Origin of the sequence: Serratia proteamaculans (genome assembly GCF_004684015.1) — a bacterium.
In the GTDB taxonomy this organism is placed as follows: Bacteria; Pseudomonadota; Gammaproteobacteria; order Enterobacterales; family Enterobacteriaceae; genus Serratia; species Serratia proteamaculans_F.
Window position 1 is genome coordinate 543,973 of the sequence record NZ_SRIA01000019.1, and the last position, 26,294, is coordinate 570,266.

At 55.6% G+C, this 26,294-nt stretch carries 26 protein-coding genes and 1 riboswitch; of the genes, 16 read left to right on the forward strand and 10 right to left on the reverse strand.

Annotated features, from left to right (window positions below; translation table 11 throughout):
- Positions 1 to 115: 115 nt before the first annotated feature.
- The 13 genes from manD to gutQ all read left to right on the forward strand — a co-directional run bounded on the left by manD (position 116) and on the right by gutQ (position 12,565).
- Complete coding sequence (gene manD / locus E5C26_RS18215) at positions 116 to 1,330, forward strand: D-mannonate dehydratase ManD (RefSeq protein ID WP_135317558.1); 1,215 nt, start codon at positions 116 to 118, stop codon at positions 1,328 to 1,330.
- Positions 1,331 to 1,344: 14 nt separating this feature from the next.
- Positions 1,345 to 2,361, forward strand: a complete 1,017-nt coding sequence (locus E5C26_RS18220) for a Zn-dependent oxidoreductase (protein ID WP_135317715.1) — start codon at positions 1,345 to 1,347, stop codon at positions 2,359 to 2,361.
- Between the two features lie 88 nt (positions 2,362 to 2,449).
- Positions 2,450 to 3,739, forward strand: coding sequence for an MFS transporter (locus E5C26_RS18225; protein ID WP_135317559.1), 1,290 nt, complete (start codon positions 2,450 to 2,452; stop codon positions 3,737 to 3,739).
- A gap of 58 nt (positions 3,740 to 3,797) precedes the next feature.
- Positions 3,798 to 5,270: a mannitol dehydrogenase family protein gene (locus E5C26_RS18230; RefSeq protein ID WP_135317560.1), complete on the forward strand. Its 1,473-nt coding sequence runs from the start codon at positions 3,798 to 3,800 to the stop codon at positions 5,268 to 5,270.
- Between the two features lie 128 nt (positions 5,271 to 5,398).
- Entirely contained in the window at positions 5,399 to 6,085 is a 687-nt protein-coding gene (locus E5C26_RS18235; protein ID WP_135317561.1) for a GntR family transcriptional regulator, read from the forward strand.
- Positions 6,086 to 6,299: 214 nt separating this feature from the next.
- Complete coding sequence (gene fbaB / locus E5C26_RS18240; RefSeq protein WP_012146277.1) at positions 6,300 to 7,349, forward strand: class I fructose-bisphosphate aldolase; 1,050 nt, start codon at positions 6,300 to 6,302, stop codon at positions 7,347 to 7,349.
- A 266-nt stretch (positions 7,350 to 7,615) separates the two neighbouring features.
- A complete protein-coding gene (gene srlA, locus E5C26_RS18245; RefSeq protein WP_004941528.1) occupies positions 7,616 to 8,164 on the forward strand; it encodes a PTS glucitol/sorbitol transporter subunit IIC in 549 nt (182 codons plus the stop codon).
- A gap of 15 nt (positions 8,165 to 8,179) precedes the next feature.
- Positions 8,180 to 9,160 carry a PTS glucitol/sorbitol transporter subunit IIB gene (gene srlE / locus E5C26_RS18250; RefSeq protein WP_135317562.1) on the forward strand — a complete coding sequence of 327 codons (981 nt, stop codon included), beginning with the start codon at positions 8,180 to 8,182 and terminating at the stop codon, positions 9,158 to 9,160.
- A gap of 22 nt (positions 9,161 to 9,182) precedes the next feature.
- On the forward strand, positions 9,183 to 9,545 hold the full coding sequence (gene srlB, locus E5C26_RS18255) for a PTS glucitol/sorbitol transporter subunit IIA (RefSeq protein WP_135317563.1): 363 nt from the start codon (positions 9,183 to 9,185) through the stop codon (positions 9,543 to 9,545).
- Positions 9,546 to 9,555: 10 nt separating this feature from the next.
- A complete protein-coding gene (srlD, locus tag E5C26_RS18260; protein WP_135317564.1) occupies positions 9,556 to 10,335 on the forward strand; it encodes a sorbitol-6-phosphate dehydrogenase in 780 nt (259 codons plus the stop codon).
- A gap of 52 nt (positions 10,336 to 10,387) precedes the next feature.
- Complete coding sequence (gutM, locus tag E5C26_RS18265) at positions 10,388 to 10,744, forward strand: transcriptional regulator GutM (protein ID WP_135317565.1); 357 nt, start codon at positions 10,388 to 10,390, stop codon at positions 10,742 to 10,744.
- Between the two features lie 83 nt (positions 10,745 to 10,827).
- A complete protein-coding gene (srlR, locus tag E5C26_RS18270) occupies positions 10,828 to 11,601 on the forward strand; it encodes a glucitol operon DNA-binding transcriptional repressor SrlR (RefSeq protein ID WP_020828112.1) in 774 nt (257 codons plus the stop codon).
- Complete coding sequence (gene gutQ / locus E5C26_RS18275; protein ID WP_135317566.1) at positions 11,594 to 12,565, forward strand: arabinose-5-phosphate isomerase GutQ; 972 nt, start codon at positions 11,594 to 11,596, stop codon at positions 12,563 to 12,565. The genes srlR and gutQ overlap by 8 nt, the downstream gene beginning before the upstream one ends.
- Before the next feature lie 57 nt (positions 12,566 to 12,622).
- Here gutQ and E5C26_RS18280 read toward each other — a convergent pair whose 3' ends face one another.
- From E5C26_RS18280 to thiM, 4 genes are all read right to left on the reverse strand, one after another.
- Entirely contained in the window at positions 12,623 to 13,657 is a 1,035-nt protein-coding gene (locus E5C26_RS18280) for a methyltransferase (protein WP_061069179.1), read from the reverse strand.
- Positions 13,658 to 14,015: 358 nt separating this feature from the next.
- A complete protein-coding gene (locus E5C26_RS18285) occupies positions 14,016 to 14,474 on the reverse strand; it encodes an inhibitor of vertebrate lysozyme family protein (protein WP_135317567.1) in 459 nt (152 codons plus the stop codon).
- An 87-nt stretch (positions 14,475 to 14,561) separates the two neighbouring features.
- On the reverse strand, positions 14,562 to 15,362 hold the full coding sequence (gene thiD / locus E5C26_RS18290) for a bifunctional hydroxymethylpyrimidine kinase/phosphomethylpyrimidine kinase (protein WP_135317568.1): 801 nt from the start codon (positions 15,360 to 15,362) through the stop codon (positions 14,562 to 14,564).
- On the reverse strand, positions 15,359 to 16,153 hold the full coding sequence (gene thiM / locus E5C26_RS18295) for a hydroxyethylthiazole kinase (RefSeq protein WP_135317569.1): 795 nt from the start codon (positions 16,151 to 16,153) through the stop codon (positions 15,359 to 15,361). Before thiM ends, thiD begins: the two co-directional genes overlap by 4 nt.
- 36 nt (positions 16,154 to 16,189) lie before the next feature.
- A riboswitch (TPP riboswitch) is annotated at positions 16,190 to 16,281 on the reverse strand.
- Positions 16,282 to 16,348: 67 nt separating this feature from the next.
- Between thiM and E5C26_RS18300 the strand changes: the two genes are divergently transcribed.
- A complete protein-coding gene (locus E5C26_RS18300) occupies positions 16,349 to 16,774 on the forward strand; it encodes a GNAT family N-acetyltransferase (protein ID WP_135317570.1) in 426 nt (141 codons plus the stop codon).
- Between the two features lie 38 nt (positions 16,775 to 16,812).
- Here E5C26_RS18300 and E5C26_RS18305 read toward each other — a convergent pair whose 3' ends face one another.
- The 4 genes from E5C26_RS18305 to E5C26_RS18320 all read right to left on the reverse strand — a co-directional run bounded on the left by E5C26_RS18305 (position 16,813) and on the right by E5C26_RS18320 (position 21,232).
- Complete coding sequence (locus E5C26_RS18305; protein WP_135317571.1) at positions 16,813 to 18,078, reverse strand: MFS transporter; 1,266 nt, start codon at positions 18,076 to 18,078, stop codon at positions 16,813 to 16,815.
- A gap of 107 nt (positions 18,079 to 18,185) precedes the next feature.
- Positions 18,186 to 19,163, reverse strand: a complete 978-nt coding sequence (locus tag E5C26_RS18310; RefSeq protein WP_135317572.1) for a TIM barrel protein — start codon at positions 19,161 to 19,163, stop codon at positions 18,186 to 18,188.
- Positions 19,164 to 19,172: 9 nt separating this feature from the next.
- A complete protein-coding gene (locus tag E5C26_RS18315) occupies positions 19,173 to 19,880 on the reverse strand; it encodes a GntR family transcriptional regulator (protein WP_135317573.1) in 708 nt (235 codons plus the stop codon).
- Positions 19,881 to 19,996: 116 nt separating this feature from the next.
- Entirely contained in the window at positions 19,997 to 21,232 is a 1,236-nt protein-coding gene (locus E5C26_RS18320; RefSeq protein WP_135317574.1) for an MFS transporter, read from the reverse strand.
- Positions 21,233 to 21,328: 96 nt separating this feature from the next.
- Here E5C26_RS18320 and E5C26_RS18325 point away from each other — a divergent pair, with 96 nt between their 5' ends.
- Positions 21,329 to 21,778: a winged helix-turn-helix transcriptional regulator gene (locus E5C26_RS18325; protein ID WP_135317575.1), complete on the forward strand. Its 450-nt coding sequence runs from the start codon at positions 21,329 to 21,331 to the stop codon at positions 21,776 to 21,778.
- A 30-nt stretch (positions 21,779 to 21,808) separates the two neighbouring features.
- Here the strand turns inward: E5C26_RS18325 and E5C26_RS18330 are convergent, their stop codons facing one another.
- Entirely contained in the window at positions 21,809 to 22,264 is a 456-nt protein-coding gene (locus E5C26_RS18330) for a YcgJ family protein (protein ID WP_312847933.1), read from the reverse strand.
- A gap of 51 nt (positions 22,265 to 22,315) precedes the next feature.
- Between E5C26_RS18330 and rluF the strand changes: the two genes are divergently transcribed.
- Complete coding sequence (gene rluF, locus E5C26_RS18335) at positions 22,316 to 23,116, forward strand: 23S rRNA pseudouridine(2604) synthase RluF (RefSeq protein ID WP_135317576.1); 801 nt, start codon at positions 22,316 to 22,318, stop codon at positions 23,114 to 23,116.
- A gap of 23 nt (positions 23,117 to 23,139) precedes the next feature.
- On the opposite strand, the gene E5C26_RS18340 is transcribed toward rluF, so the two are convergent.
- Complete coding sequence (locus E5C26_RS18340) at positions 23,140 to 26,175, reverse strand: autotransporter outer membrane beta-barrel domain-containing protein (RefSeq protein ID WP_135317577.1); 3,036 nt, start codon at positions 26,173 to 26,175, stop codon at positions 23,140 to 23,142.
- Between the last annotated feature and the right edge of the window lie 119 nt (positions 26,176 to 26,294).

Consider the following 26,294-nt stretch of genomic DNA (forward strand, 5'->3'; position numbering starts at 1 on the left):
TTGCGCGACAAAATGTGATCCTCTCCGGCAAATTCTTTAAATCATACTTGTATGGTAGTTATGTCATGGCGTATTTTTCGTCCATTATGATGACCATGGGAACAGGATTCGACGTATGAAGATTATCAACGCAGAGGTTTTTGTGACCTGCCCTGGCAGGAATTTTGTCACGCTGAAGTTAACCACTGATGAAGGGATTACCGGCATTGGCGACGCTACCCTTAACGGCCGCGAGCTGCCAGTGGCGTCCTATTTGAAAGATCACGTTTGCCCGCAGTTGATTGGTCGTGATGCCCATCAGATTGAAGACATCTGGCAGTTCTTCTATAAGGGCGCTTACTGGCGGCGCGGCCCGGTGACCATGTCCGCGATTTCTGCCGTCGACATGGCACTGTGGGATATCAAGGGCAAGGCCGCCAACATGCCGCTGTATCAGCTGCTGGGCGGCGCATCGCGCACCGGCGTCATGGTTTACTGCCACACCACCGGTCACTCCATCGACGAAGTGCTCGACGACTACGCCAAACATAAAGAGATGGGCTTTAAAGCCATTCGCGCCCAGTGCGGCGTGCCGGGTATGAAAACCACCTACGGCATGGCCAAAGGCAAAGGGCTGGCTTACGAACCTGCCACCAAGGGCAACTGGCCGGAAGAGCAACTGTGGTCAACGGAAAAATACCTCGATTTCACCCCAAAATTGTTCGAAGCGGTGCGCAACCGCTTTGGTTTTGACGAGCACTTGCTGCACGACATGCACCACCGGCTGACGCCGATCGAGGCCGCGCGCTTTGGCAAAAGCATCGAGCAATACCGCCTGTTCTGGATGGAAGACCCAACGCCGGCAGAAAATCAGGAATGCTTCCGCCTGATCCGCCAGCATACCGTTACGCCAATCGCCGTCGGCGAGGTGTTCAACAGCATCTGGGACTGTAAACAGCTGATTGAAGAACAGCTGATCGACTATATCCGCACTACCCTGACCCACGCCGGCGGCATTACCGGCATGCGCCGTATCGCCGACTTTGCCTCGCTGTATCAGGTGCGTACCGGGTCACATGGGCCATCCGATCTGTCCCCTATTTGCATGGCCGCAGCCCTGCACTTTGATCTGTGGGTACCGAACTTCGGCGTACAGGAATACATGGGTTACTCCGAACAAATGCTCGAGGTATTCCCACATAGCTGGACCTTCAACGACGGCTACATGCACCCTGGCAACAAACCGGGGCTGGGCATCGAGTTCGACGAAAAACTGGCCGCCCGTTATCCGTACGAACCGGCTTATCTGCCGGTCGCACGCCTGGAGGATGGCACCTTATGGAACTGGTAACAGGAGAAACCGCCATGCACAGCGTGGTCATTGAACAACCCGGCCTGCTGGCTATCCAGCAGCGCCCTCTGCCACAGCCTGCCGCCAACGAAGTGCGGGTAAAGGTTAAATATGCCGGTATCTGTGGCTCTGACGTGCATATCTATCATGGTCACAACCCGTTCGCCCGCTACCCACGCGTCATCGGTCACGAGTTTTTTGGCGTGATTGACCAGGTGGGCAGCGATGTCAGTCCGCAACGTCTTGGCGAACGCGTTTCTGTCGATCCGGTCGTCAGTTGCGGCCATTGCTATCCTTGTTCCATCGGCCGTCCCAACGTCTGCACCGAATTGCAGGTGATTGGTGTGCATCGCGATGGCGGCTTCAGTGACTACGCCTGCGCCCCGGCACGCAACGCCTATCGCATTCCGGATAGCATCAGCGATCGCCACGCAGCCATGGTCGAACCCTTCACCATTGCCGCCAATATCACCGCTCATCTGCAGCCCAATGCCGATGACATTGCGCTGATCTACGGTGCCGGGCCAATGGGGCTGACGGTGATCCAAACGCTGAAAGGCGTCTACGGCGTGAAACAGGTGATCGTCACCGATCGCATCAGGGAGCGGCTGGTGATGGCCCAGGAAAACGGCGCCGACTGGACGTTCAACAATGCCGAAGCGTCATTGCCCGCCGAGCTGGAACGACGCGGCATCCGCCCGACGTTGATCGTCGACGCCGCCTGTCATCCGGCCATTTTGCAAGAGGCGATCAATCTGGCGTCCCCGGCAGCGCGCATCGGCATCATGGGGTTCTCCGGCGAGGCCTGCACCATTACTCAACAAAGCATCACCAGTAAAGAGCTGTCAATTTTCTCCTCGCGCCTCAACAGCGCACGCTTCCCACAGGTGATCGATTGGATGGCCAGCGGGAAAATCGACCCGCAGAAACTCATTACTCACTGCGTGCCGGCCAACGAGGTTGAACAGGCGATGCTGATGTTCGAAAAAGATCAGCGCACCTGCTGCAAGGTATTACTGCAATTTAGTTAATTTTTTCACCGGGGCATCGGGCGGCTTAGCGCCGCCTTTGCAGACAACAAAGCATCGCGATTAAAACAACATCAAGTGGAGTGCTTTTATGTTTAAAAACCTGCGTTGGACCATCGTATTCCTGCTGTTTATGGTTTACATGATCAACTACCTTGACCGCGTCGCGCTGTCGATTACCGTACCGATGATCGAGAAGGATCTGATGTTGAATGCCGAGCAGTTCGGCATCATCTTTGGCAGCTTCTTCTTCGGTTACGCCATCTTTAACTTTATCGGTGGGTTGGCAGTAGACAAATTCGGCCCGACGTTGGTACTCGGCATCGCCGTCGGCCTGTGGTCTATCTTCTGTGGCATGACGGCATTAGCCACCGGCTTCTATTCCATGCTGATCCTGCGCGTGCTGTTCGGCATGGCCGAAGGGCCGATCTGCGCCTCCGCCAATAAAATGATCAACGGCTGGTTCCCGAAGAAGCAGGCGGCGACCGCGATGGGCCTGCTCAGCGCCGGTTCCCCTTTGGGCGGTGCCGTGGCCGGGCCGATCGTCGGTTATCTGGCGTTGGCGTTCGGCTGGCGACCGGCGTTTATGATCATCTGCTCGATCGGCATCGTCTGGATGCTGGTGTGGTTCTTCGTGGTGGCGGATAACCCGGCGAAAAGCAAACGCGTCAGTGATAAAGAGTTGGCGCTGATTAACCAGTTGAAAGAAGAAACTCACAGCGCCGAAGAAGAGCTGAGCAATGCCGCGCACGGGCTGGGTTATTATCTGAAGCAGCCGATCATCCTGGTCACGGCATTCGCCTTCTTCTGCTACAACTACATCCTGTTCTTCTTCCTGAGCTGGTTCCCGTCGTACCTGGTGCAGGCGCACAACCTGAACATCAAGGAAATGAGCCTCACCACCATGATCCCATGGATTGTCGGCTTTGTCGGGTTGGCGCTCGGGGGCTATATCTCCGACAAGATTTTCAATATCACCGGCAAACTGCTGCTGTCGCGCAAGATTGTACTGGTCACCAGCCTGCTGGCGGCGGCTGTCTGCGTGGCACTGGCGGGTACCGTCAGCAGCGTGGTTCCGGCGGTCATGCTAATGTCGGTATCAATCTTCTTCCTGTACATCACCGGGGCGATTTACTGGGCAATTATCCAGGACGTGGTGCATAAATCCCGAGTCGGTGGCGCCAGCGGCTTTATCCATCTGGTCGGCAGCGTTTCCGGCATCATTGGCCCGGTGGTGACCGGCTACATTGTGCAAAACACCGGCAAGTTCGACAGCGCCTTTATGCTGGCGGGCGGCGTGGCCGCGCTCGGGGCGGTGCTGGTATTGCTGGTGATCAAAGCGCCACGCAATAGCGTGCAACCGCAAATTTCAAAACCCTAACGCATCCGGGGCGGCTAACGTCGCCCCCTTTTCTGCCCCCACTTTCAGGAATTCCAGCATGACACTTTCCAGCAACAGCGTGCTGCCGGCGGCAGTTGCGCAGCCGGGTTACCCTCGCGAACAGATTAAACCGCGCATCGTGCACCTGGGCTTTGGCGCGTTTTTTCGCTCGCATCAGGCGGTGTATGCCGAACAGCTGGCTAACGAGCACGCCAGCGACTGGGGTTACTGCATCATCAGCATGCACAACGGCCGGCAAAAAATCGCCGACCTGCAGCAGCAGAATTTACTGTATACGGTCGCCGAAATGGACAGCGATGGCTGGCAGGGTCAGGTGATCGGCGTTGTCAGGCAGGCGTTACATCTGCAGGTTGACGGACTGGAAGCCGTGCTCGAGGCCATGGCGCAGCCGGAGGTGGCCATCGTTTCGCTGACCATCAGTGAGAAAGGCTACTGTTACCAGCCTGCCAGCGGCCAGTTACTGACTGAACATCCGGATATTCAGCATGACATCGCCAACCCGCTGCACCCGCAATCCGCCCCCGGTCTGATCCTGGCTGCACTGCGGCGGCGTCGGCAACGGGGCCTGCCGGCGTTTGCCGTGATGTCCTGCGACAACATGCCGGCCAACGGTCAGGTAACCCGCAACGTACTCAGCCAGTTGGCACAGCGGCAGGATGCGGAACTGGCCACCTGGGTCGAACAACAGGTCGCGTTTCCATCAACCATGGTCGACCGCATTGTCCCGGCGGTCACGGCGGAAACACGGCAACACATCGAGGCTTTACTCGGCGGCATCGCCGATCCGGTTGCTGTCGCCTGCGAACCCTTCCGCCAATGGGTGATCGAAGATAACTTTCCGCAGGGACGCCCGGCGTGGGAAAAAGTCGGTGCCGAACTGGTCAGCGACGTGCTGCCCTACGAAGAGATGAAGCTGCAGATGCTCAACGGCAGCCATTCGTTTCTCGCTTATCTGGGCTATCTGGCCGGCTATACACATATCAGCGACTGCATGCAGGACGAGGATTTCGTTAAAGCGGCACGTCACCTGATGCTGGCCGAGCAGGCACCGACACTGCAGGTGCGTAATCTGAGCCTGACGCACTACGCCGACTCGCTACTGGCCCGTTACCGCAATCCCGCGCTAAAACACCGAACCTGGCAGATCGCCATGGACGGCACGCAAAAACTGCCGCAGCGCATGTTGGACGCCATTCGTTGGCATCTGGCGCACGGCAGCGATTTCAGCTGTCTGGCCTTAGGCGTCGCCGGTTGGATGCGCTACGTCGGTGGCCGGGACGAGCAAGGCCAGACAATCGAGATAAGCGATCCATTAAGTGAACGCCTGACAGAGCTGGTCGACAACAGCAATGAAGGCCCGCAGCGGGTGCTGGCGCTGCTGCAACTTGATACGGTCTTTGGCCGCGATCTTCCTGATAGCCCACGATTCGTCAGTGCCGTAACCGAGGCCTATCTGGGGCTGTTGGCGCAGGGTGCCAAAGAGAGTGTGGCCAGATTACTGCCCGTTTGATCTGGATAAAACGCTGAGTGAACCCACTCAGCGTTCGCCTGGCTGCATTAAGAATTATCCGCCGCGGCAGCAAGATAATCTGCTAGTATGGTGGCATCCGAATCCAAGCCAGATGACCGATCGTCACCATGTCTGAATCCTATAATCTCACCAACAGCCTTCCGGTTAATCAGCAAATCTACCGTTTCCTGCGTAAGGATATCGTCGACTGCACCATTCCCCCCGGCACCCTGTTGTCAGAGAAAGAGATTTCTACCCGCTTTAGCGTTTCACGCCAGCCGGTGCGCGAAGCCTTTATCAAGCTGGCGGAGGCCGGACTGGTGCAGATCTTGCCGCAGCGCGGGACTTTCGTGATGAAGATTTCGGCCAAACGGGTGGCCGACGGACGTTTTATCCGTCAGGCGGTGGAATGCGCGATCGTACGTCGCGCGGCGGAACGGATCACGCCGGAACAACTGATGACGCTGGAGCATAATTTGCACCGTCAGGAACTGGCGGCACAGAACAAGCAGACGCGTGAGTTCTTGATGCTCGACGATGAGTTTCACCAGTTACTCACCCATTTTGCCGACTGCCCATTAGCCTGGGAGACCATCGAAACCATCAAGGCCACCATGGACCGGGTGCGTTTTCTCAGCCTGAGCGAAGTCTCACCGCCGGAAAGTTTGCTCCAGCAACATTACCGCATTTTTGCTGCGCTGAAAGCACAGGATGCCGATGCCGCCGAGCGCGCCATCCATGAGCACCTGCAAGAGATCATCTATTCTATTACGCCCATCGCTTTGCAGAATACCGAGTGGTTCGACGCCGAATAGTCAAGCACTGACCTTCAAGGGGGCGATCGCCCCCCGCTATTTGGCTTTCCAAATGGCATTTCTTCTCAATCGCATCTATTGTTTCTCCTTGCCATCAGGATTTCATTACTATCGTTTTTACAGCTTTAATCACTGCTTTTTACTACGCCGGTGACCATACATACCTTACTGGTTTTTTCTGCCGGTGTATGAGGAAGCTAATCAGGAGTTAATCATGACTGATATTGCGCAGTTGTTAGGAAAGGAAGCGGAAGACCTGTTGCAACACCGCTGTACCACCATCCCTGCTGAAAATCTGTACCTGCCGGGCGCCGACTTCGTCGACCGGATCATGATAGATAACAACCGACCCAACACCGTCCTGCGTTCCATGCAAAGCCTGCTCAACCACGGCCGTCTGGCTGGTACCGGTTATCTGTCGATTCTGCCGGTTGACCAGGGGATTGAGCACTCCGCCGGCGCGTCTTTCGCCGCCAACCCGCTGTACTTTGATCCGAAAAATATTGTTGAACTGGCGATTGAGGCCGGTTGTAACTGCGTCGCCTCCACCTACGGCGTACTGGCATCGGTATCGCGCCGTTATGCCCACAAAATTCCGTTTCTGGTCAAACTGAACCATAACGAAACCCTGAGCTATCCGACGCAATACGACCAGACCCTGTATGCCAGCGTCGAACAGGCTTTCAATATGGGCGCAGTCGCGGTCGGAGCCACCATTTACTTTGGTTCCGAACAGTCACGCCGCCAGATTGAAGAAATTTCGAGCGCCTTTGAGCGCGCCCACGAACTGGGCATGGTTACCGTGCTGTGGGCCTATCTGCGTAACCCGGCATTTAACAAAGACGGGGTGGATTATCATTCCAGCGCCGATCTCACCGGCCAGGCCAACCATATTGCCGCCACCATCGGCGCCGATATCGTTAAGCAGAAAATGGCGGAAAACAACGGCGGTTACCGTGCGGTGAAATTCGGCTACACCGACGATCGCGTCTACAGCAAGCTGACCACCGACCACCCGATCGATCTGGTGCGTTACCAGTTGGCTAACTGCTATATGGGTCGCGCCGGGTTGATTAACTCTGGCGGTGCCGCTGGTGAAAACGATCTGCAGGAGTCCGTGCGCACTGCGGTCATCAACAAACGCGCAGGCGGCATGGGCCTGATTCTGGGGCGCAAGGCGTTCAAGAAATCGATGAAAGAAGGTGTCGCACTGATCAATGCCGTTCAGGACACCTATCTGGACAAGAAAGTCACCATCGCCTGATCCCGCCACTCGAGAAACCTGTTTCCCCCAGCCCGGTTCGCCGGGCTTTTTTCTGCCCTTAATCTGCTGCTCTCCTCCGTTTGGCCTGACGGCTATCGCGCTTTTATGTTATTTTTCTTTCATTATTAACTTTCACAATAAAATATTTATCTTTCAAATTGTGATCTATTTAAAACAAATGAATCCATAAAGTGATTAGTGTAAGGCCCATGGCGACAGAGCCGCCGTTCGCTCCAGGCCATACCTTCCATCACAGGAGAATAATAATGATTGAGCTAATCACCCACGGAGCCGAATGGTTTATCGGCCTGTTTCAGAAAGGCGGTGAAGTGTTTGTCGGCATGGTGACGGGCATTTTACCTTTGTTAATCAGCCTGTTGGTCATTATGAACGCGCTGATCAAGTTTGTAGGCCAGGAACGTATCGAACGCTTGGCGCAGCGCTGTGCGGGGAACCCGGTTTCTCGTTATCTGCTGCTGCCGCTGATCGGCACCTTTGTTTTTTGCAATCCGATGACCCTCAGCCTCGGGCGCTTTATGCCAGAGAAATACAAACCCAGCTATTACGCGGCAGCGTCCTACAGTTGCCACTCGATGAATGGCCTGTTCCCGCATATCAACCCCGGCGAACTCTTCGTTTATCTCGGCATTGCCAGCGGGTTGACCACCCTCGGCCTGCCACTGGGGCCGCTGGCGGTGAGCTATTTTCTGGTCGGGCTGTTCACCAACTTTTTCCGCGGTTGGGTAACCGATCTCACCACCAGCCTGTTCGAACGCAAGATGGGGATCCGCCTGGATCGCCAGGTGCAACTTTAATTCGTGGAGTTCAGCATGAGTGCTTTTATCCGTATTGAGAAAGGCGATAGCGGTTGGGGTGGCCCATTGCAGTTACCGATCGAGCCGGGAAAAAAAGTGGTGTACATCACTGCCGGTACCCGCCCATCGATCGTCGACCGGCTTAGCGAACTGACCGGCTGGCCGGCCGTCGATGGCTTTAAGGAAGGCGAACCACCGGCGGAAGAGATTGGCGTGATGGTCATTGACTGTGGCGGCACCCTGCGCTGCGGTCTGTACCCCAAACGTCGTATTCCGACGGTCAATATCCACGCCACCGGTCAATCCGGCCCGCTGGCGAAATTTATCCTCGAGGATATTTACGTCTCCGGGGTACGCGACAGCAACATCAGCCGGGTTGAATCGGCAACAGAGACGGCGCAAGCGGCCCCCGCCCCGCAACCCAAGGGGCGGGATTACGACACCAGCAAAAAAATCACTGAACAGAGCGACGGCCTGTTGGCGAAAGTCGGTATGGGCATGGGTTCGGTGGTGGCGGTGTTCTTCCAGGCCGGGCGCGACACCATCGACACGGTGCTGAAAACCATTCTGCCGTTTATGGCGTTCGTCTCGGCGCTGATCGGCATCATCATGGCCTCCGGCCTGGGGGATTTTATTGCCCACGGCCTGACGCCATTAGCCAACAGCCCGATTGGCCTGGTAACGCTGGCGCTGATTTGTTCCTTCCCGCTGCTGTCGCCGTTCCTCGGCCCTGGCGCGGTGATAGCTCAGGTGATCGGCGTGCTGGTCGGGGTTCAGATTGGCCTCGGCCATATTCCCCCCCAGTTGGCACTGCCCGCACTATTTGCGATTAACGCGCAGGCCGCCTGCGACTTTATCCCTGTGGGTCTGTCTCTGGCGGAAGCCAAACAGGACACGGTGCGGGTCGGCGTGCCTTCGGTATTGGTCGGGCGTTTCCTGACCGGCGCCCCTACGGTGCTGATCGCCTGGGCCGCCTCGGCCTTCATCTACCAATAACTTTTACTGCCAGGGGCTAGCTATGAACACCATTTTCCAAACCACCATCACCCAGATTGGCGACAGTGCTCGCGAGGCGCTGCTGGACGACATGCTGATCACCTTCCGTGAAGGCGCACCGGCAGACATCGAAGAGTTTTGCTTTATCCATCGGCACGGCAATACCCTCGGCGAACTGCAGACCGGCGGCTGGATGGAGCTGGCGGAGCAGCGTTATCCGATTACCGCCGTTGGCGACGTCGCCAGCCAAAATCTGCGTGAACTGGGCCACCTTACCGTGCGTTTCGACGGGGAAAATCAGGCCGAATTTCCCGGTTCGATCCACGTATCCGGCACCACGCCGGCGGATATCCCGCTGGGCAGCACGCTGAAATTTATCGCATAAGGAGTAAAACATGTCTGAAGTAGCTGTAGTGATTGGCGGTGGCCAAACGTTGGGTGCATTTCTGTGCCAGGGTTTGGCGCAGGCGGGTTATCGCGTGGCGGTCGCCGATTTAAACGCGGATAACGCCCGGCAGGTAGCACAACAGATTAACGACCAATACGGCGCGGGCTGCGCGCGTGGTTTTCAGGCCGACGCCACCGACGAACAAAGTGTGATTGCGCTGGCGGCAGCGGTTGACGATGAATTCGGCCCGGCCAATCTGCTGGTGTACAGCGCCGGTATCGCCAAAGCCGCACCGATCACCGATTTTCCATTAGGGGATTTTGATCGCTCGCTGCAGGTCAATCTGGTGGGCTATTTTCTCTGTGCCCGCGAGTTTTCTCGCCTGATGATCCGCGACGGCATTGCCGGACGCATCATTCAGATCAACTCTAAATCCGGCAAGGTCGGCAGCAAGCACAACTCGGGCTACAGCGCCGCCAAGTTCGGCGGCGTGGGGCTGACACAGTCGTTGGCGCTTGATCTGGCCGAATACGGCATTACCGTGCATTCCTTAATGCTGGGTAACCTGTTGAAGTCGCCGATGTTCCAGTCGCTGCTGCCGCAGTACGCACAAAAACTGGGGATCGCGTCGGATCAGGTTGAAAAGTATTACACCGACAAGGTGCCGCTGAAACGCGGATGTGACTATCAGGACGTGCTGAATACCCTGCTGTTTTACGCCAGCGATAAGGCTTCTTACTGCACCGGCCAGTCGATCAACATTACCGGCGGTCAGGTGATGTTCTGATCTCGTCAAAGCTCCCTCTCCTTCTGGAGAGGGAAAACAAACAGGAGGCTATATGACCCAGGCATTAATCACCTTCGCAGTTCTGGCCTGGCTACTGCAAATCGCCCTCGGCTGGTGGCAGATCCAACGTTTCAACCGTGCCTTCGACGGCCTGTGCCGGCTGGGTGCCGTCGGTGTCGGGCGTTCCGGCGGGCGCTTTCAACCCCGGGTGGTGCTGGCGCTGGCCTTTGATTCCGAGCGGCGGGTTTGCGGCAGCATGTTAATGCGTGGCCTGACCATCTTTGCCCAACCGAAACCTATCGCCCGGCTGCACGGCCTGCATCAGCGCGATCTTCGCCCGGATGTGATCTTCCCCGAGGATCGCGCATGCCAGACTGCACTATCGTTAGCGATTGCCCCTAAATCATGATATTTTCACATTAAAAGACATTACCTTTCATATTGAATTGTTAGCCGAAGGGAAATGCGCAACTCTTGTGAACAGGACGGGCTATGAAACCAAAGCAGCGGCAGGCCGCTATCCTTGAATATCTGCAGCGGCATGGCAAAACGGCAGTGGATGCCCTGGCGGCACATTTTGCCACCACCGGCACCACCATCCGCAAGGATCTCACCCTGCTGGAAGAGGAAGGTGAGGTGATCCGCACCTACGGCGGCGTCGTGCTCAGCCGCGACGATGGCGACCAGCCCATAGACCGAAAAACGCATATCAATACTGAAAAGAAACGCCAGATCGCCTACGCCGCCATTGGGCTTATCAACGACGGTGACTCGCTGATATTCGATGCCGGCAGTACGGTACTGCAAATGGTGCCGCATCTGGCGCAGTTCAATAACATCACGGTAATGACCAACAGCCTGCACATCGTCAATGCGCTGGTGGAGCTGGATAACGACCAAACCATCCTGATGCCTGGCGGCACCTATCGCAAAAAGTCGGCGTCCTTTCACGGCAGCCTGGCGGAATCGGCTTTCCAGCAGTTCAGCTTTGATAAGCTGTTTATCGGGGCGGACGGCGTGGACCTTAATGCCGGTGTTACCACCTTTAACGAAGTGCACAACGTCAGCAAGGCGATGTGCGAAGCCGCCAGCCGCATTATCCTGCTGGTGGACTCGTCAAAGTTCGGCCGCAAAAGCCCGAACGTGGTCTGCGACCTGAGCGCCGTGGATACCCTGATCACCGATAAAAACATCAATCCGGATTACCTCGCCGCATTGCAGGCGAAAGGGATCAATATCATTCTGGTAGGAGATTTTGATGAGTAACGCCGCTGCCCTGCTGGCCTTTGCCCGCGAAACGCTGGAAATTGAGCTGACTGAAGCACAACGCCTGCTGGCGCGACTGGACGATAATTTCGTCTGCGCCTGCGAACTGCTGCTGAACTGCCGGGGCAAGGCGGTGATTTCCGGCATCGGCAAATCCGGCCACATCGGTAAAAAAATTGCCGCCTCGCTGGCCAGTACCGGTACTCCGTCGTTCTTCGTGCACCCGGCAGAAGCACTGCATGGCGATCTCGGCATGATTGGCGCCGACGACGTGGTGGTGTTTATCTCTTATTCCGGCCGTGCCAAGGAGCTGGATCTGATCCTGCCGTTGCTGGCGGAAAATAGCATCCCGGTGATTGCCATCACCGGCGGCAAAGAGTCACCTCTGGCGTTGGCTGCGGCCTGCATGCTGGATATCAGCGTCGAACGCGAGGCTTGCCCGATGGGTTTGGCGCCGACCTCCAGCGCGGTCAATACGCTGATGATGGGCGACGCATTGGCAATGGCTTTAATGCGCCAGCGCGGTTTCAACGCCGAAGACTTTGCCCGTTCCCATCCGGGCGGCAGCCTGGGTGCGCGCTTGCTCAACCGGGTACATCATCTGATGCGCACCGGCGATCGTCTGCCGAAAGTCAGTGAAAGCGCCAACGTGATGGAAGCCATGCTCGAACTGAGCCGCACCGGGCTGGGGTTAGTCGCGGTGTGCGACGCACAGCAGAAAGTGGTGGGGGTATTTACCGATGGTGACCTGCGCCGCTGGCTGGTGAAGGGCAATAGCCTGCAGGATGCATTAAGCCCGGCGATCACTCGCCCCGGCTACCGCTTACCGGAACAATGGCGCGCCGGAGAAGCGCTGGAAGCTTTGCACGAACAGCATATCAGTGCCGCACCGGTGGTCAATCTGGACGGTGTGCTGGTCGGCGCGATCAACCTGCACGATTTGCATCAGGCCGGGATCGGCTAATTAAACTGAAGAAACCCGCAGCAATGCGGGTTCCTCCTTGCCTATTCATCTCGGGTATCAATTCGGTACAGCCTCGACGATCGACAAATAACAACCGGTATCGATAATCCGGTTCAGCTTCAGGTCGGCGCTGGCTAACAGCGCCTTCAGTTCTTCTTCGGTGCGCACCTGCCCACCGTCAAAACTGCCCATCAGAACCAAATCAAGCTCCCGGCAGCTGTCCCAGGCGGTGTTATTCGGCACTATTACAGGTTCAATAAGCAATAGCTTCGATTGCGGGTGCATCGCATTACGACAGGTGCGTAATATGCGACTGGCCGGCTCATCGGCCCAGTCCATGACGATAAATTTCAACAGATAAAAGTCTGCCGTCGGGCAGGCTTCAAAGAAACTGCCCGCGCAGGTTTCCCAACGTGAATCATCACCCAACTCACCAAGGCGGTTTCTTGGCAATACCTGCGGTTGGTCAAAAAGAATGCCTTTAACCGTCGGATTGGCGCGTAATACGCTCAGCAGTAATCCGCCAAATCCCCCAGCGATATCTACCACCGTAGAATGCTCGGGGAATTTATAACTACGCATCAAAATTTTATTTTCCAACGCCGACATCGATGCCATGCCGATATGGAAATCATTTTCCGCGTCAGGAATATCCTCTTGCGACCAATAATCATAGAATGGCATGCCGAATATTTGTTTAAATACCGGTTCGCCGCGTAACGTTGCTGCCAATTTTCCCAACGGACGCCACATTGTTTCATCCGTCAGCATCATTACACCGCCGCGCAGTGAATCCGGCAAGTCTGAACGTAAATATTGCGCTACTGGGTTAAGCGAGAAACGTCCGTCTTCGGAAACGGAAAAAATATTGCGCGATGCCAGAATACTCAAGACCCGATGCAGCATTCTGCTATTTACTTCCAGCTTCCTTGCCAGCTCCTGGGCCGTTTTGGGGCCGTCGATCAGATGATCGGCCACGCACAGCTCAGCCGCAGCCCGCAAGGCGGCCTGCACGGTGAATCCCATCGTTTGATCCAACAAATACAAAGAGGCTTTTTCATCTTCAGAAAGAGTGACGTGATTAGTTGCCATGATCATAATGCTCCGTTTGGATATTTAACCCCAGATACCATTGCAAAATTAACAATGATTATTTATTTCAGGTGAAATAAATTCGCCAAACAAGAGCATAGACACTAAATAAAATAAAACCATAAATACAACAAGGTTATCAGAAAAAAACAACCATAAATCATGCAACCAATTAAATGGCAAAGGAATATATATAACAGGAAAAACAAAATGATAAAGCATAGATACAATTAGATAATTAATTCATGATGAAGTAATATATTCCTAACTAGGATTTATTTTATATAAATTTCATTTAAATAATAGACACATACCTTAAAAATTCGGCTAAAGGCATCTGCATTCAGCCGAAAACTGATTATTTCCAGTCGGGATTATTCTCAAACTGTTGTTTCAGCAACGCCTTCATATCGTCGTTCGGTTTACCCAGCCATTGGTATTTGGCGTATTTCTTCGGATGGTCAACCGCTTCCGGCTTGTTTGCCACCTCGACGCGTACTGCCCAGGCCTGCGACTTATCTTCTTTAAATGCCACCATCATAAAGTTGTTGGCACAGTCGTGGGGTTTACAGATATTACCCACCAGATAGTTTTGCCCCTTCCAGCTCAGGCTTTGCGCCGGAGTCGAAGTCCCCACCCCTTTGCGTGCCCAGCCCGGTAGACGGGCCTGTCCCTTCACCATGTTCTGCCAACTGGTCTGATAGCCAGGCTGCTGGATCACGTCCGAGGTGGTGACGATCTGCTGGGCAAAGCCACCCACGCTAAAGCTGATCAACGCGCCGAAGATGGCACCGCGAAGTGCGTTTTGTCCTGTCATGGCCTTCTCCCTTGATAAAAATTTGATAGCGCCCGGCCAATGCCGGGCCTGGATCTAGTCAGACCACAAGGGTAGCAAAAAGTTGGCTCACCACCAGGCGTGAAAATGATGCACCGGCCCGATGCCGTGCCCCACTTCCAGCGTATCGGCCTGCTGCAAGGCTTTTTGCAGATAATCCTTGGCGGCAGCCACCGTGCCTGCCCAGTCGTCGTGACGCGGACGCAAAGCGGCCAATGCGGCAGACAGCGTGCAGCCGGTACCGTGCGTATTGCGGGTCATTACGCGCGGTGCAGTAAAGCGTTGTTCCAGCCCCGCACTGAACAGCCAGTCCGGGCTTTCGCTTTCGCTAAGATGGCCCCCCTTCATCAATACCGCCTGGCAACCCATCGCCAACAGTGCCCGCCCCTGTTCACGCATCTGGCGTTCATTTTCCGCCGGGGCACATTCCAGCAGGGCCGCCGCTTCCGGCAGGTTGGGCGTGATGATCGACACCAGCGGCAATAGCTCGCAGCGAATCGACTCCACCGCCGCAGGTGCCAGCAAAGGATCACCGCTTTTCGCCAGCATCACCGTATCGAGCACCACAAACGATGGCTGATAGTGACGTAAACGCTCCGCGACCGCCTGCACAATATCGGCGTTGGCCAACATGCCAATCTTGGTGCTGTCGATACGCAAATCGCTGAACACGGAATCAAGCTGGGCGGCAACAAAAGCCGGTTCGATGTGATACACCGACTGCACGCCGCGGGTATTTTGCGCCACCAGCGCGGTGATTACCGAGGTGCCATAGGCCCCCAGCGCGGAGAAAGCTTTCAGATCGGCCTGGATCCCGGCCCCCCCGCTCGGATCGGTGCCGGCGATGGTCAACGCGTTAATCCGTTTCATTGCAGATCCTCCGGGCGTAGTTGGTACAGAGCGTCAAGGAATGCCGGGGTAAAACTGCCCGGCCCGGCGGCGCGGTGCGTGGCCATCTCGCCGCAAAGTGACATCACCCGGCAGGCGGTCGCCACGTTGTCCAGCCGATCGCCCGGCAGGCTGCAAAATGCCGCCACTACGGCCGAAAGCGCGCAACCGGTGCCGACCACTCGCGTCATCAGCACGTCGCCACCGGCAACCGCCCAGTCACGCTGGCCGTCGGTGATGTAATCCACCACTCCCGTCACCGCTACCACCGCGCCACTGAGACGGGCCAGCTCTCGCGCAGCCGGTAACGCCGCCAGTGAATCGTCAGCGCTGTCGACGCCGCGCCCGCTCGCCTGCAGGCCGCTTAGCGCCATGATTTCAGAAGCGTTGCCGCGGATTGCCGCCGGCTTTTCGCCCAGTATACGTTGGGCAAAGGCAGAGCGATACACCAGCCCACCGACGGCGACCGGATCCAGCGTCCAGGGGGTGCCTGCCGCATTAGCGGCTTCTACTGCTGCCAGCATGGATTCGGCCCGCGCGGCATTGAGGGTGCCGATATTGACCAGCAAGGCATCCGCCAGTTGGCTGAACTGTGCCGCTTCGGTCGGCTCCACCACCATCGCCGGGGAAGCGCCGAGCGCCAGCAACACGTTAGCCGTCAGCTCCTGCACCACTTCGTTGGTCAGGCAGTGAATCAAGGGGGGTTGGCGTTTAAATTGGGTTAAACAGGCCGCGGCGCGGGCGCCGGGTAAAGCATCAGGTCGAGCGAGCATATTCCTCCCAACCGGCGTTCAAGAAGGCGGGTACCGGTTGGGGCACCGAGACTTCCCTACGCTGGCATAATCCAGATCAGGTAATACGGGTAAAATCTCAGCCCCTAGAGGCACCCCGAGTCAGACCGCCATTATTGGGGTTGCCGCCGATGAGGTCAATCGCGCTATAGTGGCAAAAAATAAAAAGGAGCCACCATGCGCATAAGAAAATACCAAGAAGCCGATCGCCCCTTCCTGCGCACCCTGTATCTGGCATCGCGCAAAGCGGCGTTCCCCTGGCGTGATACCGAAGATTACCGACTGGAGGATTTCGATCGCTCGACGTTGGGTGAGGACATTTGGGTGGCGGAAGAAAACGGCAAGCGGCTGGGGTTCGTCTCGATTTATCGTCAGGATAACTTTATTCACAATCTGTATGTCGACCCTCACTTGCCGCCGCTTGGCGTTGGCAGCGCCCTGTTGCAGGCAGCAGAGCAGACATTCACCGCCACCGGCTCGCTGAAATGCCTGGTGAAGAATGAGAAGGCGCTGGCGTTTTACCATAAACACGGCTGGCGGACGATCGCTCCCGGCAATGACGGTGGGGAAGATTATTACCTGCTGCACTCACCGACAAAGTAAGGGGACGGCGTACTACGCCGCCCCTCCATAAACCCAGGTCAGACGGCAGATACCGCCGGGGTCAATTTGCCGCGTGCGCGGATATTTCTGACCAGCAGCCCCGACACGATAATCCCGGCGCAGGCAAACATGCCCATCAGGCCAAAGACAATCTTGTAGCCGGTGAGCCCTGGGAAAGCATCGAGAATGTGGCCATACAGGCTGAAGCAAAACATCGCCGGGGCGTAGCCGATAAAGCTGCCTAACGCCATCGCCGCACCGGTGTGTTCTTCATCAATACCCGCCTCACCGATCGGGGCAAAGAACACCGCGCGTTGGGTAAAGACCACCGCACCAAATCCCAGCGTACAGGCCATGCCCAAATACACCGGCATTTGCTCATGCGGCAACAGGATCAATAAGGCCAGCGCAATGGCGCTGATAATAAAGGTGTAGAATAAATACTTGCTCGGGGACTTTAATACTTTATCCGCAATCAAACCACCAATCGGCCCACCCACCATTTTAAGGCAATACTGATTAATAATTCCATAGGCGCCCACCAGGGCAATCGGCAATGCATAGACATGGCTCAGGAAAGGAATAAAGAACGTCAGCCCGCAATAGACGGCATAAACACAGAAGACGCTGAAGGCAATCAGCCAAACCGTTTTGTTTTTTAATACACTGCTCATACCCGGTTTTTTATTGACTGGCGCTTCACTTTGCGATGAGGTTTTTTCCTCTGGGCTTTCTTTCATCACCAACAGAATAATGATGCCTACGATAATGGCGATCGCCGAATAAAACAGTATCCCGACCTTAAAGCCCAGATAACCGCTGCCAAACGCGGTAAACAATGCCAGCGCGGAAAATGCTACGACGGTATCCACCACGCCACGCCCGGTTTCGAAAAAGCCGAACAGCCGCCCTTGTTGAGTGTTGTCCCCCAGCATACTCACCGATTTGAGCAGCACCGGCCAGTTCAGCATGTCGCAGGTGACCCCAAATAATGCCCAGACAAACAGAATGCCCCAGTAACCCGGCATACTGGACAAATAAATACCCAGCAAACCGGTGGCGATCAGTGAAAACGACATGGTAAAGCGTCGCGGCAGGCGGTCGGAGAAATAAATCGATAAGAAGAAGCCAATGGTGGTGACAATCGAGTTGACCGACATGGCGTTACCAATTTCCCCGTTACTCAGGTGAAAGTATTCTTGCATCGGCACATAAAACGCATCTTTAAGCGAGGGCAATTTATATATTGTCCCGCCACATAAGACCAACAAGCTAAATAGTGCCCATCTTTTTTTAGTCAGCATAATCCCCTCACAGCCATTAGATAATAAGCGGTGTTGTTACCTCAGTGACGGGACGGGTGTTTATCCACATCATTGAGAATGTGTTAGTTATAAATTTATTTATTATATTATGCCGGGGTTAGCAGCTCCCGGGCTTGCTTTATCAAACGGTCAATAATGGTACGAACATGGTGAATTTGATTTAATGCATCCTGAGATTCTTTTTTTAGTCGTTCCTCCAGCCCTTGCTCCGGTAACGCGGTTTCACTCATTTCCCGCCATGGAATATGCGGGTTATCGCCCTCTCCATTGAACCGAAACGGTGGCGCGTAATAATCCACTTCTTCTTCCAGCCCATAAGCGGTGACCTGCGGCCACTCTTCGCCCAGACAAATTAGCCCCAACAGCAGTTCCCGGAAGGGTAAATCCCCCTGTCCGGAAATGCAGGCCCGGTGCCCCATGCCATTATTCTCACGCACAATCAGCGCATCCTTGATATGCACCTGGGTGATGTCCTCGGCCATTGTCGCCAAGGCTTGCAGCGGCTCTTCATTGGCGTTGATCATATTGGCAAAATCAAACAGCAGGGAAAGTTGCGGGAACTCTGCCGCCCGCACCAGGCTAACCAGTTCATGACTTTTAAGATCCTCGTGCTGCTCCAAAGTAAAGCTCAGACCGCTGTGCTGATAACGCTGCTTGATGTACTGAATATCTTCAGCAATGCGCGCCAGCACTTGCTGCAAGGCCCCCTGATAGCGCGGATAAAAACGCACCGAACTGGCGCCGGTTTTAAGGGCAATGTTCACCGCTTGATCTATAGTTTGCGCGTCGGAGGCGCTGGTTTCGATATGGATATCCAACCCATAACGCTGCGCCAGTTCAGCAAAGCTGCGCAAGCGCGCGTCATCGGCATGGCAAAGCGCCTGACTCTCGCCGTCCAACACATGCACCTTCACACCGCGCAACCGCTGCTGGTGGGCAATGGTCAGCAGATCCTCAGGCAAGATTTGCTCCATGCGCATGTTGAGATGATAAGCATAGGCATGCAGGTAAAGGGGCACGTTTGGTGCCCGTAAAAGGACTTTCTCCGCCGTTAAGCGATCCATGGTGTTCACCTATAAGTTAATGAAAAAGTCTACCGACTCGAAACGCCAGTATTCGATATCCACCTGCACGATACGGCGCTGGGCATCGGCACGATGCTTTTCTACCAGAATCGACGGCGTGCTGGCGTTGCCGCCCATCACCTTGCAGGCATCGCCGGATAATCGGGTCGGTTTAAAAGCCAGGTGGCGGGTGCGGGTGGGAGTGGCGTAGGCGTTTTCCCACACTTCGGCGAATGAGGACTCACCCAAGCGTTCAATATAGGCGGGGGCTACCTGCGGGCTGATAAAGGTTTCGTGATAAAACACGATGTGATTGTCCAGTGCCCCCCAGCCGCAGATTTTGTAGATCTCTGCCCCTTCGCTAACCTGCAGCACATCGCAAATAGCCGCCGGTGCCGTCAACACCCGCTCCTTGGTCATATAACCCCAGGAAGGAAAACGGCCCTGCTCAATAGCCGCCTGTTTGAAGCTGGTCGACGAATTGGGGTTGTAGTTAAAGCGTGGCAATGCCGCAAACCAGCCCCGACGATCCTTGCGGAATATCCGCGACTCGCTTTCCAGGAACAGCAGCGCCTGACGCAGTGTCATGCGCTTAATGTTCAGCAATTCCCCCAGTTCTCGCTCCGAAGGAAGCTTGTCGCCGGGGGCTATTGCGCCCTGACTCAGCCAGTCATTAAGCCTTTGCTTGGCCAGTTCAACGGTGGAGTTGTTTTCCATAGCTCACTCAATTGGTTTAAACCAGATTACCTAACAGTATCGCGGTGAATTATGACAAACAATGGGGGCACCGAATTTTATATGTGACTCCTGTCCCAGAACCGAGAGGATGCCCGCTAATGCGTCGCGCCTGAGGCTGGCATTGCACGCAGCGTCAGCCCCCAGAACAACAAGGCCGCCAGGCTGACGGCCGCCCCCAGCCAGCACACGCCAGACCAACCCGCCATGGCAAAGACGTGAGTACTGGCAAAGGCCCCCAGCCCGCTACCTGCCGCGTAGAACAACATGTAGCAGCCGACTAACCGGCTATGAGACTGCGGATGTGCTCTGAAAATCAGACTCTGATTCAGTACATGAATGGCCTGCCCGGCCAGATCGAGCAGCACAATGCCAAGAATCAACCACCCCAGACCGTATCCCAACAGGCCGAGCGGCAACCAGGCCAGCACCAACAACAACAGACAAACCCCGCTTGCCAACTGCCCCAGCCCGCGATCGGCCAGATGCCCGGCTCGCACCGCCGCCAGCGCCCCCACTGCCCCCACCAGACCAAAAGCCCCAATCACCGAATGTGAAAAATTAAACGGTGCCTGACTGAGTGGCAGAACCAGGGCACTCCAGAAAATGCTGAATGCCGCAAACATCAGCAGCGCCAGCATGCCGCGGATCTGCAGCGTGCGATCGCGCCACAGCAGCGTCAGCATAGATCTCAACAGCGCCGGATAACTGAGTGTTGAAGGCGCTGTGTGGAGGACGGGCAACAGACGCGCCAGCACCGGCAACAGGAGCAAGGTTACTGCCGCCGAGAAAAAGTAGACCGCTCGCCAGCCGCCGATGTCCGCCAGTGCACCGGAAAGCGTGCGCGCCAATAACAACCCGAGAACCACCCCGCCTTGCGCAGCACCCACGACCCGTCCCCGCTCATGCGGCGCTGCCAAAGTAGCGGCGAAGGCGACCAATCCCTGGGTCATGGCGGTCCCCAGTAACCCCACCAGCAGCATACCGACCAGTAATAACAGGCTGCTGCTCGCCCAACCGACCATGCACAGTGCGGCAATCAGCAGCAGTTGCTGAACCGCCAACAGCCGGTGGCGATCAACCCGATCGCCCAGCGGCACCACCAACAACAAGGCCAATGCGCAGCCTAATTGGGTAACAGTGATCACCATGCCCACCGACGCCAGGCTGATATGAAAATCCTGGGCAATGGCATCCAGCAAAGGTTGAGCGTAATACACATTCGCCACGCTAAAGGCGCTGGCCCCCGCCAGCAGCAATACCAGCGACGCAGGCAGACGGCTCAGCGCTCCGCCCTGCGAGGCACAAATAGGATCCAGCGTTTTATCACTCATCGTTCGCCTCTAAAGTGGTTTCATTATTAAACCCAATGAACTTTACGCACAGAGGTTTTATAATGCAACCAGATATCGCTACAGGAAGGGAAAACCATGAAACGTAAAAGTCTGGAAGATGCACAGTGCCCGGTGGCACGTACGCTGGATGTGATTGGTGACTGGTGGTCGCTGCTGATTGTGCGCGACGCCTTCGACGGTGTGCGCCGCTTCAGTGAATTTCAAAAGGGGCTGGGGATGGCGAAGAATATTCTTTCCACCCGGCTACGCACTCTGGTGGCGCACGGCATTCTGGAAATTGCCCCTGCCTCGGACGGCAGTGCCTATCAGGAATATATTCTCACCGACAAGGGACGCGCCCTGTTCCCGGTGATTGTCGGCCTGCGCCAGTGGGGTGAGGATTATCTGTTTGACGCACAAGAGGCAAGATCAACATTGGTCGAAAGCGACAGCGGCCAACCGATCCCGCGAATGACACCGACCGGCAGCGCCGGGCAGGTTCTTACGCCGCTGAATACTTTGGTGGTGAAGGTCGACGAGGCCTGACGGATCCCTGGACGGGTGCATGCTGGGCTATTAGTGGCCGAAAAGCAGCTCGGTGTATTTCCTGGAAACGGCTCCGGTGCGTTTACCGCCTTCGCCGTAGTAGCGATCCTCGCGGCACAGCCGCTCTTTGACATCGCAGAAAATGCCATTGGCAAAGGTGAACTCGGTCGGGTCGAAGTCACCTTGCGAATACAGTTTGCTGGCGGCTTTCTTGCCGAGATACTTTTCGGTCAATAGGCGGGAAACGCCATCGGTGCCATTCGCACAGGCATAACGGTCGCACAACACGCCTGATGCAGGTGACTTGAGGGATGAATTTTGCTTCGCCTGCACAGGCATCGCGGATGCGGCAAGCAGCAGAGTCAGTGAGAAAGAAAGTGCTATTTTATTCAATGAGTCAGCCTCTTTTAATGGCAGAGCGCCCGTTATTTTGAGCATCATACTGCCATAAAAAAAAGGGCTTTGACGATGTGCAATTTTAAGCAATCTTCGCAATGCCCCCCGGGTGCTGTATAGTCCGCGTTTTACGGGGACACCATGCCAATTCAATCTTCTATTCGCCTGAATAAATACATTAGCGACAGCGGCATCTGTTCCCGCCGTCAGGCCGATCGCTATATCAAATTGGGTAAGGTTTTTATCAACGATAGCCTGGCCGCAGTGGGTGCGCCGGTATTTATTGGGGATGTTGTCAGTGTTGACGGGCAGCAGATAGCGCCGCGTAATGATGAAGATCTGGTGCTGATCGCGCTGAATAAACCAGTGGGCATCATCACCAGCATGGGCAAACACGTGCCGAACAACATCGGGGATTTCGTTAACCACAGCCAGCGCACCTTCCCCGTCGGCCGTCTGGATAAAGATTCTCAGGGGCTGATTTTTCTGACCAACCGCGGTGAACTGGTCAATAAGATCCTGCGCACCGGCAACAATCACCAAAAAGAGTACCTTGTCACCGTCGACAAACCGCTGACCGATGAGTTTATTCGGGCCATGGGAGCGGGCGTGCCGATATTGGGCAAGGTGACCCATAAATGCCAGGTGGAGCAAGAAGCTCCGCAGGTGTTTCGCATTACGCTGGTGCAGGGGCTTAACCGCCAAATCCGCCGCATGTGCAAATACTTCGGCTATCAAGTCACCCGACTTGAGCGCGTGCGCATTATGAACATCAGTCTGGCAGGATTAGCGCTGGGCGAATGGCGGGACTTGAGTGAGGATGAACGGACCGAGTTATTCAAGCTGCTTGAGCACTCTTCGTCCGAGGACCTCGACCTGCCACAGGGAGCCGAGATACCGCCAGGCAACAATAACCTGCTGCCCAACGATACCCCGTTATAACTAAAACCAAATTTATCAAGAAATCAGAATGACCATCGGATGTTGGCATTAACGGCATTAACCTGGGTATCAGAACCGTATTGCCCCTGATAGCCAAGATCCAGGCTAGTGGATCGCGACAGCTTCACGCTCACCCCAACGTCTGCCACCATCAGGTTGTCATCAACCGCGGTGCCCTGCGTGGTAAACGCATCGCTGCCGGCAAAGGCCATACGCGAAGAGGTGGTTTTATCGCCGTAGGCATGCTGCCAACCCAATGAGCCGTAAAGACTGACGTTCTGCGGCAGTTCAACCGTACCGCGCACGCCCAACGTGGAATAGAAGGTATTCATCGTTTCATTACGCACGCTCAGCGCGGCGGCACCGCCACTTTCCTCAAAGTTATCCGTATGCAGACGGATGTAGCTCAGATTGACGAAGGGTTCAAGATTCGCGTCCGACTGCCCAAAACGGTAGCCCGCTTCGGTGAACGCCAGCAGCGAGTCAGCATCATAGTCTGCCTTAAGCCGATCCGAGTAATTGCCGAAGTTAACGTTGCGTTCATTTTCCAGCCGGTGCCAGGTGTAACCCAACGCGCCACGTAACGAGAAGGCACCCTGCTGCCCTGCGGCATACAGACCTAGGTGATAATTATCGCTGTCGGATTTGGAGCGACGACTGTCGATATCGTAGTCACCACGGCTATATCCAAAATATCCCCCAACGCGGATACTGTGGTCGGCTAATTTATGGTCCGCCCCCAACAGGAAACCGCTGGTGTTGCCATCGAGTTTTCCGACGTTGTCGTTACCCTTGTTTCTTGCCCATGAGCCAAACGTCTGCCCCCAAACACCACTGCTCTCAGCCTTGGCCGGTTGAACCAGCGTCATCGCTAAAGGTGGGATAGGCAACGCATCGTTATCGAACGCGCGCAGCATACGCTGATTGAGCACATTGAACAGCATGGTGCTGCCGGCAATCAGGTTAGATTGCATGGAAGGATAGACCTCACCAGAAAGTTGATTGAATGCCTCACGTGCTTCGGGCGCACTCAATAACAACAGTGAGTTGTACAGGGCCAATGAAGGGCCGCCTTGCGCCAGAGTCGAGAGCGCACCCGCGGTATTCCATTGGTTGTCGGTTTGTGCCACCGTCTGGAAAATACCGGGCTTGCCGCTGCCTTCTCCCGGATTCTCACCACCTGGGTTTTCGCCTCCCGGGTTTTCACCGCCCGGATTCTCGCCGCCTGGGTTTTCACCCCCCGGATTCTCACCGCCTGGGTTTTCCCCACCTGGATTTTCACCGCCTGGGTTCTCGCCGCCCCCTTTCTGCGCAATCGTCAGATCCACGGCGTTAGCATCGTGTTTGAGCGCCACGTCCAGGAACGCAGATTTTGAGACCGCTTCGGCGAACTGCCCGTCAATTCCCCCTTCCGAGGTTAAAATACGGTAGCTCTGGCCGGTCTTATAGCTGGTTTGCGGGTCCAGCGCGGTCACCTGCACCTTGGCCTGATCGCTGATGGTGGTTTTACCCGTAACCACCAGTTTGTCACTGCTGCCATCGCCGGCGATATCAACGTCGTAGAAAGATTCACCAATGAAATTCAGATAGCGTTTCAGCGTCAGAGTGCCAATATTCCCGTCGCCGGGAGAAATATGACCACCGGACTGAATTTCTGTCTGACCTAAAGTGCCATTGCCGCCCAACGTGCCGCCGGATTTGATCGACGCGGCACTGCTGTAACCCAGACCATTGCTGACGTCGGAGCCGGCGGTCGCATTAAGAATCAATGTACCGCCATTTTCGGCACTCAGGGTCTGCACGTCGAAAGGACTGTCTTCTGGCTGCGTATTGATATCGCTGTTAATGATGATTTTGCCACCACGGGCGGTTACGTTCGCCTTAAGCTGGGTAAGATCCCCGCTCAGCGTCGTCTGCCCGGCAGTGTTGATCACTTCACCTTCGCCAACCATCTTGTTGCGGAATTCGTAGTTGTCAGAGGTATGGTTAAAGTACACGTAGCTACCGAATAACCCACCGCGCAGATTGACCACCGTTTGGGCATCGAGAGTACCCGCACCGCCTGCTGCACCTAGCGTGGGTTCGGTCAGACCGGTGCCGGTATCCATATTGCCGCGGCTGCCGATGATTAGCGCGCCCCGGTTCGAACCGGAGCCGGTATCGCCCAACCGCAGCTCGTTAGCCCCGGCGGAGAATGTTCCGCCGTCCACCAGCGACAGCACACCGTTGCCATAGTCCCCCACGTTGACGCTGCCGGCACTGGTAAAGCGCGAGTTCTCACCGGCGATATAAAGTTCGGCAGTTTTGCGCGAGCCAGAAACGCCGGCAATTTCCGCGCTGCCGACGTTAACCACGCCGCCATTGAGCACGTCCACATCGCCGTTAGCCGTGAGCGTTTGGCCGATGTTCCACTGCGAGTTTTTGCCCGTCACCGTGGCTTTGGGGTTCAGCTTGTCGGCCTCATCGGGGATGAATCCGCTGTCTATTCTGGCGGCGGCCGTGGTGGTCACCACCCCGCCATCTTCAATCAACAGAGTGGAACGCGCGCCTTGCCCAAAGCCGATGCCAAGCCTGTCGCTGGTCACCCTGGAACCGGCACCTTTGACATTCAAATGGCTGTCGTAACCTCCAGTGGTGCCGACGATAATTTCTTTCGCACTGGCCAGCCCGCCATCTTCAACCCGCAGTGTCCCCTGGCCGAGGTTTAAACTGCCACGCAGAACATTTTGATCGTTGACGGCGCTCAATACCGCATCAGGTCCTCTGACCGTGACCAGGCTTTCATAAATTTTGCCGTCTGAACGGGTGCCGATGTTGATGTTATAGCCGCCGACCTGGCCATTATCGATCAACAGGCTTCCACTTTGATTGCGACCGACGTAGACATTCCCGCTGTAGGCTAAGGGTTCTGTCACTTTGGATTCACCATCGAAAATAACATCGTCGGCCCGAGCAATATCGGCAGATCCGATCAATATCAATGGCGCGGAAAAAAGTGCGAGGTAAATTTTGGAAAGCGGTTTTCTTACCGCTAAATGATGCGATATTTTATCTTTCATGTTTTCTCTCCGGCCTAATTAACTTAGTACCATCAAAATTATTATTTATATGAAAAATTCAATGTATTAGAGGGTGTAGAGTGCGTAATGCCGCAAACATAAACGGATTGCCATCGAGA